Source organism: Nocardioides sp. zg-DK7169 (assembly GCF_013155365.1).
Lineage (GTDB): Bacteria > Actinomycetota > Actinomycetes > Propionibacteriales > Nocardioidaceae > Nocardioides.
Map to the genome: position 1 here is coordinate 280,241 of NZ_JABJRA010000004.1, position 12,678 is coordinate 292,918.

At 73.4% G+C, this 12,678-nt stretch carries 11 protein-coding genes; 8 read left to right on the plus strand and 3 right to left on the minus strand.

The annotated features are described in order from the left end of the window. Position 1: 1 nt before the first annotated feature. Entirely contained in the window at positions 2-4,636 is a 4,635-nt protein-coding gene (locus tag HOQ23_RS08315) for an ATP-dependent helicase (protein WP_172213666.1), read from the minus strand. Between the two features lie 41 nt (positions 4,637-4,677). Beyond that, positions 4,678-5,514, minus strand: a complete 837-nt coding sequence (locus HOQ23_RS08320; RefSeq protein ID WP_172213668.1) for an EamA family transporter — start codon at positions 5,512-5,514, stop codon at positions 4,678-4,680. A gap of 89 nt (positions 5,515-5,603) precedes the next feature. On the opposite strand from HOQ23_RS08320, the gene HOQ23_RS08325 reads away from it, so the two are divergent. The 8 genes from HOQ23_RS08325 to HOQ23_RS08360 all read left to right on the plus strand — a co-directional run bounded on the left by HOQ23_RS08325 (position 5,604) and on the right by HOQ23_RS08360 (position 11,880). After that, positions 5,604-6,530 (plus strand): ABC transporter ATP-binding protein, encoded by a 927-nt coding sequence (locus tag HOQ23_RS08325; RefSeq protein WP_172213888.1) that lies wholly within the window; start codon positions 5,604-5,606, stop codon positions 6,528-6,530. Then, positions 6,530-7,390, plus strand: a complete 861-nt coding sequence (locus tag HOQ23_RS08330) for an ABC transporter permease (RefSeq protein WP_172213670.1) — start codon at positions 6,530-6,532, stop codon at positions 7,388-7,390. Before HOQ23_RS08325 ends, HOQ23_RS08330 begins: the two co-directional genes overlap by 1 nt. Continuing rightward, on the plus strand, positions 7,387-8,205 hold the full coding sequence (locus HOQ23_RS08335; RefSeq protein WP_367650426.1) for an ABC transporter permease: 819 nt from the start codon (positions 7,387-7,389) through the stop codon (positions 8,203-8,205). The genes HOQ23_RS08330 and HOQ23_RS08335 overlap by 4 nt, the downstream gene beginning before the upstream one ends. Before the next feature lie 61 nt (positions 8,206-8,266). Then, a complete protein-coding gene (locus HOQ23_RS08340) occupies positions 8,267-8,461 on the plus strand; it encodes a DUF3046 domain-containing protein (protein ID WP_172213672.1) in 195 nt (64 codons plus the stop codon). 176 nt (positions 8,462-8,637) lie between these two features. Next, positions 8,638-9,687, plus strand: coding sequence for a recombinase RecA (gene recA, locus HOQ23_RS08345; RefSeq protein WP_172213674.1), 1,050 nt, complete (start codon positions 8,638-8,640; stop codon positions 9,685-9,687). A gap of 34 nt (positions 9,688-9,721) precedes the next feature. Further along, positions 9,722-10,432 carry a regulatory protein RecX gene (locus HOQ23_RS21500; protein ID WP_172213676.1) on the plus strand — a complete coding sequence of 237 codons (711 nt, stop codon included), beginning with the start codon at positions 9,722-9,724 and terminating at the stop codon, positions 10,430-10,432. Between the two features lie 49 nt (positions 10,433-10,481). After that, positions 10,482-10,979 carry a phosphoribosyltransferase gene (locus HOQ23_RS08355; protein WP_172213678.1) on the plus strand — a complete coding sequence of 166 codons (498 nt, stop codon included), beginning with the start codon at positions 10,482-10,484 and terminating at the stop codon, positions 10,977-10,979. 55 nt (positions 10,980-11,034) lie between these two features. After that, complete coding sequence (locus tag HOQ23_RS08360) at positions 11,035-11,880, plus strand: PPK2 family polyphosphate kinase (RefSeq protein ID WP_172213680.1); 846 nt, start codon at positions 11,035-11,037, stop codon at positions 11,878-11,880. A gap of 56 nt (positions 11,881-11,936) precedes the next feature. On the opposite strand, the gene HOQ23_RS08365 is transcribed toward HOQ23_RS08360, so the two are convergent. Next, positions 11,937-12,611 (minus strand): hypothetical protein, encoded by a 675-nt coding sequence (locus HOQ23_RS08365; RefSeq protein ID WP_172213682.1) that lies wholly within the window; start codon positions 12,609-12,611, stop codon positions 11,937-11,939. Positions 12,612-12,678: the final 67 nt, after the last annotated feature.

Below are 12,678 nucleotides of genomic sequence, written 5' to 3' on the forward strand. Positions count from 1 at the left end.
GTCAGCGACCCCCGGCCCGCGAGTCGAGGCGCAGCCCGCGCGGCGTGGCCACGAAGCCCGCGGCTTGGAGGGCCTCGCGCAGCGGGGTCGGCCCGGATCCCAGCAGCTGGGTGCCGTCGGCCCTCTCCACGGTGAGGCGCCCGAGCGCGCCGCGCTGGGCGGCGCCCGCGAGTGCCTGGGCGGCCGGGCCGAGGTCGTCGGGGTCCTCGCTCCAGGTGAGCAGGGTGCGCCCGCCGCGCTCGACGTAGAGGACCAGGCGGCCCTCGACGGTGACGATCAGCGCGCCCGCCTTGCGCCCGGGCCGGTGGCCGCGCTCGGTGGCGGACTCGGGCGCCTCGGGCCAGGCGAGCGCGGCGCCGTAGGGGTTGGCGGGGTCGGTCGCGGCGAGCGCGAGGGCGGTGCGGGACGGTGCGGATCCGTCCTCGGAGGAGGAGAACGTGCGCAGCCGGTCGACCGCGCCTGCGGTGCCGAACTGGGCGGCGCCGAGCCCCTCGACGAAGTAGCCGCGGCGACAGCGCCCGGAGTCCTCGAACGCGGAGAGCACCTTGTAGACCGCCGCGAAGCCGCCCGGCAACCGCTCGGCGACCACCGCCCCGCGGATCACCACGCCGTGACGCTCCAGCAGCCCCTCGGCCGCGGCGTGGGCGCGCCGGGTCGGGTCGGGGTCGAGCTCGGGCAGCAACGCCCAGCGTCCGGCCGCCTGGGGCGGTCCGGTGCGCGCCGGCATCCGGGAGCGGCCTCCGGTCGTGCTCGCCATCCGCAGCCGCGGCGGGGGCCGGCGGGTGCGGTGTGCGGGGGTGCCGCCGCGCACCAGCGCGCGCAGCGGGGTCAGGGTGTCGTTGCTGATCCGCCCGGCCCACACGAGGTCCCACAGGGCGGCGCTCAGCGCCGCGTCGTCGGTGGAGCCGACCGCGTCGGCGAGCTGGCGGAAGAACCACGCGCCGCCCGGCGCGAGGGCGTCGAGCACTGCCTGGTGCAGCTCGGCGTGCTCGAACGGCGTCGGCTCGGGCAGCGTCAGGTGGGCCCGGTCGGCGAGGTGGAGGGAGACCCAGCCGTCGGAGCCGGGCAGGGCGCCGTGCCCGGCCCACACCACCTCGCCGGTCGCGGTCAGCTCGTCGAGGTGGGCGGGCTCGTAGTCGCGGACCCGGGAGGCGAGCACCAGCGGCTCCAACGCGCTCGCCGGGACCGCGCAGCCCGCGAGCTGGTCGAGCACGGCGAGCACGCCGTCGACCCCGCGCAGCCCGCCGCGCCCGGTGCCGGCGGCGGTGACGTGCTGCCAGACGGGGAGGAACCGCGCGAGCGCGGCCGGCTCGACCGGCTCGACCTCCTGGCGCAGCCGGGCCAGCGAGCGGCGACGCAGCCGGCGCAGCACCTCGGCGTCGCACCACTCCTGGCCCGCCCCGGAGGGGCGGAACTCGCCGTCGAGCACGCGCCCCTGCGCCGCGAGCCGCTCGAGGGTGTGGCGTACGACGGCCGCGCCCAGGCCCAGGCGGGCCGCGACCTGCTCGGTGGTGAACGGCCCGTGGGTGCGGGCGTGGCGCGAGACCAGGTCGGCGAGCGGGTCCTCGACCGGGTCCGTGAACGCGGTGGGGGTCCCCGGCGGCACCGGGACCCCGAGGCCGTCGCGCAGCCGGGCGACGTCCTCGATGACGCTCCAGCGCTCCTCGCCGCCGACGCGGACCTCCACGACGCGGCGCGCCCCGGCGAGGGCGGCAAGCCAGTCCTCGACGTCGGCACCGTCGACGCAGCGGGCGCCGGCCTCGGCGAGCGAGAGCGGGCCGAGCCCGCGCAGCAGGTCGACGAGCCCCTCGGCGTCGCGGGCGCGCCGGTCGGGGGCGAGGCGCTGGAGCTCGGCCTCCACCTCGGCGAGGACGTCGGGGTCGAGCAGCTCGCGCAGCTCGGCACGCCCGAGCAGCTCGGCGAGCAGGCCCTGGTCGAGCGAGAGCGCGGCGGCGCGGCGCTCGGCGATGGGGGAGTCGCCCTCGTACATGAACTGCGCGACGTAGCCGAACAGCAGGGTGCGGGCGAAGGGGGACGGGGCGTGGGTGGCGACGTCGACGACCTGGGTCTCGCGGCGCTCGACGCTGCGCATCAGCGCCACCAGCGAGGGCAGGTCGTAGACGTCCTGGAGGCACTCGCGCACGGCCTCCAGGACGATCGGAAACGAGGGGTACTTGACCGCGACCTCCAGCAGCGCGGCCGCGCGCTGGCGCTGCTGCCACAGCGGCGAGCGGCGCCCGGGGTCACGGCGGGGCAGCAGCAGCGCGCGGGCCGCGCACTCACGGAAGCGCGCGGCGAACAGCGCCGAGCCGCCGACCTCGGTGGTCACGAGGTCCTCGATCTCGCCGGGCTCGAAGACGATGACGTCGCCGCTCGGCGGCTCCGCGTCGGTGTCGGGGATCCGGATCACGATGCCGTCGTCGGAGGCGACCGCCTGCCCGTCGGTGCCGTAGCGCTCGCGCAGGCGCGCGTTGATCGCCAACGCCCACGGGGCGTGGACCGGGGTGCCGTAGGGGGAGTGGATGACCAGGCGCCAGTCGCCGAGCTCGTCGCGGAAGCGCTCCACGAGCAGGGTGCGGTCGCTGGGCAGGACGTTGGTGGCCTCGAGCTGCTCGTGCAGGTAGGTCACGAGGTTGTCGGCGGCCCACTCGTCCATGCCCTGCGCGCGGGCGCGGGCCCGGGCGGTCTCGGGGAGCTCGGAGCCCAGCTCGCGGGTGAACGCGCCGATGGCGGCGCCGAGCTCGGCCGGACGGCCGAGCGAGTCGCCCTTCCAGAACGGCAGCCGCCCGGGCACGCCCGGGGCGGGGGTCACCAGCACCCGGTCGTGGGTGATGTCCTCAATGCGCCAGCTGGTCGCGCCGAGGGCGAAGACGTCGCCGACGCGCGACTCATAGACCATCTCCTCGTCGAGCTCGCCGACCCGGCGGCCCGGGCCCTCCCCGCCGACCAGGAAGACGCCGAACAGGCCGCGGTCCGGGATCGTGCCGCCGCTGGTGACGGCGAGACGCTGGGCGCCCGGGCGCCCGGTCAGCATGCCGGTCACGCGGTCCCACACGATGCGGGGGCGCAGCTCGGCGAACTCGTCGGAGGGGTAGCGCCCGGCCAGCAGGTCGAGCACCGCGTCGTACGCCGAGCGCGGCAGGCGGGTGAACGGCGCGCTGCGGCGCACCAGGTCGTAGAGGTCGTCGGCCGACCAGGCCTCCAGGGCGGTCGTGGCGACCACCTGCTGGGCCAGCACGTCGAGCGGGTTGGCCGGCACCCGCAGCGACTCGATGGCGCCGGTGCGCATGCGCTCCACGGCGACGGCGGTCTGCGCGAGGTCGCCGCGATGCTTGGGGAACAGCACCCCGCGCGAGACCTCGCCGACCTGGTGGCCGGCGCGCCCGACCCGCTGCAACGCGCTCGCGACCGACGGCGGGGACTCGATCTGCACGACGAGGTCGACGGCGCCCATGTCGATGCCGAGCTCGAGGCTGCTGGTGGCCACCACGGCAGGGAGCCGGCCGCGCTTGAGGTCGTCCTCGATCAGCGCGCGCTGCTCCTTCGACACCGAGCCGTGGTGGGCCTTGGCGATCACGACCGTCGGCTGGTCGGGGTCCGGTGCGAGGGCCGTGGCGGTGGAGCCGGACTGCGCCATGAGCTGGGCAGGCACCCGGGCGGGCGAGAGCCCGGTCGCACGCGCGGTCGCGATCTCGTTGAGGCGCGCCGTGAGCCGCTCGGCAAGGCGGCGGGAGTTGGCGAAGACGATGGTCGAGCGGTGCTGGGCGATCAGGTCCGCGACCCGCTCCTCGACGTGCGGCCAGATCGACTGGGCGCGCTGGGGGTCGCCGTCGCCGTCGGGGTCCACCTCCTCGGGGGCGGTCATGTCCTCGACCGGCACGACCACCCGCAGGTCCCACTCCTTGACCGCGGGCGGCGCGACGATCTCCACCGGCGCGGTGCCGCCGAGGAACCGGGCGACCTCCTCCAGCGGTCGCACGGTCGCGGACAGGCCGACGCGCTGCGCGGGGCGGGCGAGCAGGGCGTCGAGACGCTCCAGGGTGATCGCGAGGTGGGCGCCGCGCTTGGTGCCGGCGACCGCGTGCACCTCGTCGAGGATCACCGTCTCGACACCGCGCAGCGACTCGCGCGCCTGGGAGGTCAGCATCAGGAACAGCGACTCGGGGGTGGTGATCATGATGTCCGGCGGGGCGCTCACGAGCTTGCGCCGCTCCGCCGCCGGGGTGTCGCCGGAGCGGACCCCGACCCGTACCGGTGTGACTGCCTCGCCCAGCCGCTCGGCGGTGTGGTGGATGCCGGCCAGCGGGGCGCGCAGGTTGCGCTCGACGTCGACCGCGAGCGCCTTGAGCGGGGAGATGTAGAGGACCCGGCAGCGGTGCTGCTTCTCCTCCGGCGGGGCGGTGTGCAGCAGCCGGTCGAGGGACCACAGGAACGCGCTCAGGGTCTTGCCGCTGCCGGTCGGGGCGACGACGAGGGCGTGGCGCCCGGCGGCGATCGCCTCCCAGGCGGCGACCTGCACCGGGGTGGGCCTGGCGAACGCGGCCTCGAACCAGGTGCGCGTGGCCGGGCGGAACCGCTCGAGGGCCGCCCGCGCGCCTGCCTCTGCCCCGCCGCCGGAGGTCGGTGTCGCTGCCATGTCGCCATCCTCTCCCACGGCACCGACACCGGGGTCCCGGCTCACAGCACGACCAGCGCCACCCCGGCCGCCACGGCGCCCGCGCCGGCCAGCCGGGTGGCGGTGAGCCGCTCGCGACCGGTGAGCGCGAGCAGCAGGACGACCATCACGACACTGGTCTCGCGCACCGCGGCCACCGGCGCCGCCGGGGACTCGGTCAGGGCGAGCAGGACCAGGCCGTAGGCGCCGAGGATGCCGAACCCCGCGACCAGGGTGCGCCACGCGTCCGGCCCCCGCAGCGTCGCGTCCAGCAGCGTCCCCACCCCGGTGCGGCTCGCGATCGCGCCCGCCTGGACGAGCGCGGTCGCCCCCAGCACGACCACCAGCAGGGCCACCGGCGAGGCGTGCTCGAGCGCCAGGCTGTCCAGCAGCGTGTACGCCGCGATGCAGGCGCCGATCCCCACCGCGAGCAGCACGTGGCGCAGCCGCACGTCGCGCCCGGGTCCCCGGACCAGCAGGACCCCGGCCACCACCAGCGCGACCCCCACCGCGGCGTACCACGCGACGGCCTGGCCCAGGGTGAGCCAGCCGACGAGCAGCACCAGCACCGGCGCGCTCCCGCGGGCGACCGGGTAGACCACCCCCAGCGGCGCCACGCGGTACGCCGCGGACAGCGCGACGAAGTAGGCCAGCTCGCACGCGGCGGAGGCGGCGGCCAGCGGCCAGACCTCGGGCTCCCAGCGCCACCCGGGCACGGCGAGCGGCACGGCCACGACGCAGGCCACGAGCATCCCCACCGCGGATCGGGCCGCCGGGTTGGCCGACCCGGCCAGGACCTGGTTCCAGACGGCGTGCACCAGCGCGGCGGCGAGGGCCAGCAGGAGCGCGGTCGGGGTCACCGGTCGCAGTGTGGCGTGTCCGGGGGCGATGAGGACGCCGAACGGGGCAGGTCACACCTACAGTGCTCAGCGTGCCCGAGACCGACGTCATGATCCGTGCCCGCGGCCTGCGCAAGTCCTTCGGCGACTTCGAGGCCGTCCGCGGCGTCGACGTCGACGTCCACCGCGGGGAGGCCTTCGGGTTCCTGGGGCCCAACGGCGCCGGCAAGTCCTCCACGATGCGGATGATCGCCGCGGTCTCGCCCGTGACCGGGGGCGAGCTGCGCATCCTGGGGCTCGACCCGGCGACCCACGGCCCCGCGATCCGGGCCCGCCTCGGTGTCTGCCCCCAGGAGGACACCCTCGACACCGAGCTCAACGTGCGCGAGAACCTCTACATCTACGGTCGCTACTTCGGGCTGCCCAAGGCCGAGGTGCGCGACCGGGTCGAGGAGCTGTTGGAGTTCGTGCAGCTCACCGACAAGGCCGAGGCGCTGGTCGAGGACCTCTCCGGCGGGATGAAGCGCCGCCTCACCATCGCGCGCTCGCTGGTCAACAGCCCCGACCTGCTGCTGCTCGACGAGCCGACCACCGGGCTCGACCCGCAGGCCCGCCACGTGCTGTGGGACCGGCTGTTCCGGCTCAAGCAGGCGGGCGTGACGCTGGTGATCACCACCCACTACATGGACGAGGCCGAGCAGCTCTGCGACCGGCTCGTGGTCATGGACAAGGGCGTGATCGTCGCGGAGGACTCCCCGCTGGCGTTGATCCGCACCCACTCCACCCGCGAGGTCGCCGAGCTGCGCTTCGGGGTCGCGGAGACCGACCAGGGCCACGAGGCGCTCGCGGAGAAGGTCGCCGACCTCGGGGAGCGCGTGGAGGTGCTCGCCGACCGGTTGCTGGTCTACGGCGACGACGGCGAGGAGGTCGTCGCCAAGGTTCACGAGCGCGGGCTGCGCCCGGTGGCCACGCTGGTGCGCCGCTCCAGCCTCGAGGACGTCTTCCTGCGCCTCACCGGCCGCACCCTGGTGGACTGATGGACCCCTCCGAGATCTCCCGCGCCGCGCCGCGGCCCGCCGACGCGGGGGCCGGCCGTGGCCCCGCCTCCGGGGACCTCCCGCTCGCCGAGGGCGTGCGCCGCCAGGTCGACTACTGGATGGTGGTCGTCCGGCGCACCTGGAAGGGCTCGGTGGTCTCCTCCTTCCTCTCCCCGCTGCTCTACGTCGTCGCGATGGGCGTCGTGCTCGGCGGCTTCATCGCGGGCGACCCCGAGACCCTCGAGGGCGCGGACTCCTACCTGGCGTTCGTGGTGCCGGGCCTGATCGCGGCCCACGCGATGCAGACCGCGGTCAGCGAGACCACCTACCCGGTGATGGGCATGATCAAGTGGCAGCGGGTCTACGACTCCATGCTCGCCACGCCGCTGCAGGTCCAGCACGTCGTCGCCGCCCACCTGGGCTTCGTGGCGGTGCGCCTCGCGACCACCTGCGCGGTCTACAACCTGGTGCTGGCGCCGTTCGGGGTCTTCGCGACCTGGTGGGGCGCGATCGCGGCGTTCCTGGCCCAGGTGCTGGTCGGCATGTGCTTCGCCACCCTCGTCTACGGCGTCAGTGCCCGGCTGCGCTCCGAGGAGGGCTTCGGCGTGATGTTCCGCCTCGGGGTCTTCCCGCTCTTCTTGTTCTCCGGCGCCTTCTTCCCGGTCTCCAACCTGGGGGAGGCGGGCGCGTGGGCGGCGCGGCTCACCCCGCTGTGGCAGGGCGTGAACCTGTCACGGATGTTCGCGCTCGACCACGTCACCTGGTGGCTGGCCGGGGTGAACACGCTGGTGCTGCTGGTGCTGTGCGTCCTGGGCTGGTTCTGGTCGGTCTCCGGCCTGCGGCGACGGATGGTCTCGTGAGCGCCACGAACCCCGTGGCCCCGGGGACTCCCGCCGCCGGCTCCCCGCTCGGCCCCGTCGAGGCGGTCGGCCTGCTGGTCCTGCGCAACTACCTGACCTACAAGAAGGCCTGGAAGCTCTACCTCACCGGCTTCCTCGAGCCCTTCTTCTACCTGCTCTCGATCGGCATCGGCGTCGGGCAGCTGATCGACACCTTCGACTTCAACGGCGAGCCCATCCCGTACGCCGAGTTCGTCGCCCCCGCCATGCTGGCCGCGTCGGCGATGAACGGCGCGCTGATGGACTCGACGTTCAACGTCTTCTTCAAGCTGCGCCACCAGAAGCTCTACGACCAGATGCTGGCCACCCCGCTGAGGAGCATCGACGTCGCGCGCGGCGAGATCGCCTGGGGCCAGCTGCGGGGGAGCAGCTACTCCGCGGCCTTCCTCGTGGTGATGGCGCTGATGGGGCTGGTCCACTCCTGGTGGGCGCTGCTGGCGCTGCCGGCCGCGCTGCTGATCGGCTTTGCGTTCAGCGCCGTGTGCATGGCGCTCACGACCTACCTGAAGTCCTGGCAGGACTTCGACAAGATCACCCTGGTGCAGCTGCCCCTGTTCCTGTTCTCGGCCACGTTCTTCCCGATCACCGCGCTGGACCCGTGGGCGCGCTGGCTCGTCGAGGTCACCCCGCTCTATCGCGGCGTCGTGCTCTGCCGCGAGCTGGTCACCGGCTCGGTCACCTCCGCGTCGGCGGTCTCCGTGGTCTACCTGCTGGTGATGGGCGTGGTCGGGCTGGTCGTGGTGCGCCGGCGCCTGGAGCGGCTGCTCCTGCAGTGAGCCCGGGCAGCACGGGGGAGCACCGGCGGCCCGGCTGGGCGCGCTGTTCTACGGTGGGCGCATGAGGCACACGGAGTTCTGGGCGCGCATGGAGCAGGCCCTCGGTGCCGGCTACTGCCGGGTGTGGGCCGACCAGTTCGTGATGGCGGACCTCGGCGGTCGCACCGCGAGCGAGGCGCTCGCCGCCGGTGTGTCCCCCAAGCAGGTGTGGGCAGCGGTCTGGCAGGCGCTCGACCTGCCCGCGCGCGAGCGCTGAGGCGCGACACGCCGACCCGACGTGTGTGCTCGAACAGACGTTCGGGCTAGGGTGTGTCCACAGGTACGACGCCGGGCGAGGTCGTCCACAGTCGCGACGCGCTGATCAGGCGTTGTCGGTGGCTCGCTCTAGCGTCGAAGACGTACCTGACACACGACGATCAGATGGGGATTGACATGGCTGGTGGAGACCGCGAGAAGGCCCTGGACGCCGCGCTCGCCAATATCGAGAAGTCCTTCGGCAAGGGCTCGGTCATGCGCCTGGGCGACGAGACGCGCGCGCCGCTCGAGGTGATCCCCACCGGGTCGATCGCGCTCGACGTCGCCCTCGGCCTCGGTGGCCTGCCCCGCGGCCGGGTCGTCGAGATCTACGGCCCGGAGTCGTCGGGTAAGACCACCGTCGCCCTGCACGCCGTGGCCAGCGCCCAGGCCGCCGGCGGCATCGTCGCCTTCATCGACGCCGAGCACGCGCTCGACCCCGACTACGCCAAGGCCCTCGGCGTCGACACCGACGCCCTGCTGGTCTCCCAGCCCGACTCCGGTGAGCAGGCCCTGGAGATCGCCGACATGCTGGTCCGCTCCGGTGCGCTGTCGCTCATCGTCATCGACTCGGTGGCCGCGCTCGTGCCGCGTGCCGAGATCGAGGGCGAGATGGGCGACAGCCACGTCGGTCTGCAGGCGCGCCTGATGTCGCAGGCGCTGCGCAAGATGACCGGTGCGCTCAACAACTCCGGCACCACCGCGATCTTCATCAACCAGCTACGCGAGAAGATCGGCGTCATGTTCGGCTCGCCGGAGACCACCACCGGTGGTCGCGCGCTGAAGTTCTACTCCTCGGTGCGCCTCGACGTGCGCCGCATCGAGACGCTGAAGAACGGCACCGACATGGTCGGCAACCGCACCCGCGTCAAGGTGGTCAAGAACAAGGTCGCCCCGCCGTTCAAGCAGGCGGAGTTCGACATCATGTACGGCAAGGGCATCAGCCGCGAGGGCGGTCTGATCGACGTCGGCGTCGAGGCGGGTCTGGTCCGCAAGGCCGGCGCTTGGTACACCTACGACGGCGACCAGCTCGGCCAGGGCAAGGAGAACTCCCGCAAGTTCCTCCAGGACAACCCCGACCTGGCCAACGAGCTGGAGAAGCGCATCCTCGAGAAGCTCGGCGTCATCCCGAGCGTCGAGGCCGACGCCGGTGCCGCCGCCGAGCCGGTCGGGGTCGACGACTTCTGATCCCGGCAGGCTCGCATCACCGAGGGGGTGCTGTGTGAGGGAGGACCGGCCGCCGCCGTCGTGGCTCGGTGACGTCTCCGCAGGTGTGGACGCGTGGACCCAGCGCGCGTCCGCCCCTCCCGCCCCGGAGCCCGTGCGCGAGGACGAGCGCCCCGCCCGCAGGCGCGGCGCGGGCTCGCGGCGTACGACCGGCGGGCGCCGCTCGCGATCCTCGGCTCCCCCCGAGGACACCGTCGCCCTCGGTCCGCCCGCCGACCCCGAGGCGGTGGCGCGCAAGATCCTGCTCGACCAGCTGACCGGGCAGGCGCGCACCCGCAAGGAGCTGGGCGACAAGCTCGCGGCCAAGGAGGTCCCGACCGAGATCGCCACCCGTCTCCTCGACCGTTTCGAGGAGGTCGGGCTGATCGACGACGAGGCGTTCGCGCGGGCCTGGATCGCCAGCCGCCAGCCCGGCAAGGGGCTGGCGCGCCGTGCCCTGGCCCAGGAGCTGCGCCGCAAGGGCGTCGACGACGAGGTCGCCCGCGACGCGCTGGACGAGATCGACCCCGACGACGAGGAGGAGGCCGCGCGCCGGCTGGTGCGCAAGAAGCTCCGCTCGCTGTCCCGGGTCGACGACCAGACCGCCACCCGGCGCCTGGTCGGGATGCTGGCGCGCAAGGGCTACTCCTCGGGCCTGGCGTTCTCCGTGGTGCGCGAGGAGCTGGCGCAGGCCGGTCGTGACGAGCCCGACATCGATCCCGACTGACGCCCCGGTCGCTCCCGGGCCTGACCGGTGCTCGGTGCACAATGCCGTCATGGCCGACCACGAGCGCGAGATCCTGACCTACGAGCTGTTCGGCGTTGCCGTACGCGACCTGGCCCAGCAGGTGGTCGACTCCGGTTACCGCCCCGACCTGGTGCTGGCGATCGCCCGCGGTGGTCTCGGACTGGCGATGGGTCTGGGCTACGCGCTCGACGTCAAGAACCTCTCGGCCGTCAACGTCGAGTTCTACACCGGCGTCGACCAGCGCCTCGACGTGCCGATGATGCTGCCGCCGACCCCGGCGGCCGTGGACCTGTCCGGGCTCAAGGTGCTCGTCGCCGACGACGTCGCCGACAGCGGTCGCACCCTGCAGGTGGTCCGCGAGTTCTGCGGCGACCACGTGGCCGAGGCGCGCACCGCGGTGATCTACGAGAAGCCGTGGTCGGTGGTGAAGCCGGACTACGCCTGGCGCCGCACCGAGAAGTGGATCAACTTCCCGTGGTCCAGCGAGCCGCCGCTCGTGGACCGTCGCGGGGGCCTCGCGCACTGACGAGGCGCACCACCGGTTCCTCGCGGGGGTTGACAGGGCCCGCGAGGATCGAGCCATGGCGATCGAGCACCCGACGAGGCTGGCGGCCGGGCCGGTGGACCTGAGGGCGCTCGAGACCGGCACGACGCCGGGCTTCGAGGGGGACAAGGCGGCCGGGCAGAAGGCACTCGAGCACCTGGGGCGTGAGCTCGCCGACCTGCAGGAACGGCTCTTCGCGCACGGCCGGGTCGGCGGACGTCGACGGATGCTGCTGGTGCTCCAGGGCATGGACACCTCCGGCAAGGGTGGCACCGTGCGCAAGACGGTCGGCCTGGTCGACCCGCAGGGCGTGCGCACCGTGTCCTTCCGGGCACCCACCGAGGAGGAGCGCGCGCACGACTTCCTGTGGCGGGTACGCCGGGTGCTGCCGCCCCCGGGCGACCTCGGCGTCTTCGACCGCTCGCACTACGAGGACGTGCTCGCGGCCCGGGTGCGGGGCCTCGCGCCGCCCGCGGAGATCGAGCGGCGCCTGGGAGCGATCAACGAGTTCGAGGCCGAGCTCGCGGCCGACGGGGTGAGCATCGTGAAGTGCCTGCTGCACATCAGCCCGGACGAGCAGCTGCACCGGCTGCTGGCGCGCCTCGACGACCCGAGCAAGCACTGGAAGTTCAGTCCCGACGACATCGACGACCGGGCCCGGTGGGGTGAGTACCGCGCGGCCCACGAGGTCGCGCTCGCCCGCACCAACACCGAGGCCGCGCCGTGGTTCGTCGTACCGGCCGACCGCAAGTGGTACCGCAACCTCGCGGTGGCGCAGATCCTGCTGGCCGCGCTGCGGGACATGGACCTCGCCTGGCCGCCGGGGGACTTCGACGTGGACGCCGAACGGGCCAGGCTGCTCGGCACGGAGCCGAGCGCCTGACCCGTTCTGAGTCGTGATCTGCCCAGGATCAGCGGGCGTGGATCAGCGGGGCCGCATCAGTAGGTGATGTAGCGCCCGGTCGTCGGGGCGAACTTCTTGTTGCCCTTGAAGGTGATCTTCCACTGGAACTTGCCGTTGCGGGGCGCCGGCAGGTAGATCGTGAAGCGGCCCTTCTTGTCGGTCTTCTGGGTGCGGAAGCCCTTCCACTTCTTGCCGGCCTTCTTCTGGATCGTGATCTTGGTCTTGGCCCCGGGCACGATCTTGCCCTTGACGCCGGCCCGCTTGCCCGAGATGAACGAGGTGTTCAGCTTGCGCTGCACCTTCTGCTTCTTCGAGATGCTCGAGGCGCTGTAGGCCGAGGTGCCGCCGTAGACGGCACGGTAGGTGCCGTTCTGGCGGGCCTTGATGGTCTCGTAGAGATAGGCGGTCGAGGAGCTCGCGACCGTCTTCCACTTCTTGGTGCCGGTCGCCTTGAACTGCACCTGCAGCGGGCCGTCATAGATCTGGGCGCCGCCGCTGTTCACGACGTTGACGGAGAGGTAGAGGCTCTCGCCGACGGCGGGGACCTTGCCCTGGCTGCGGTAGCCGGGCTCCAGCCACGGGCCACCGTCGCCGCTCACGATGCGGGTCGACTCGGCCGCGGAGGCGGGGGCGGCGGTGCTGATCACGGCTGCGGTGGGGCCGACCAGGGCAGTGGCCAGCACCGCGGCGATGAAGGGGCGAATACGCACGGGATCGTCCTGTTCTTCGTGGAGGTGAGGGAGGGCCCCGAGGCCCGAGGCCGTTACCTTCCCCACT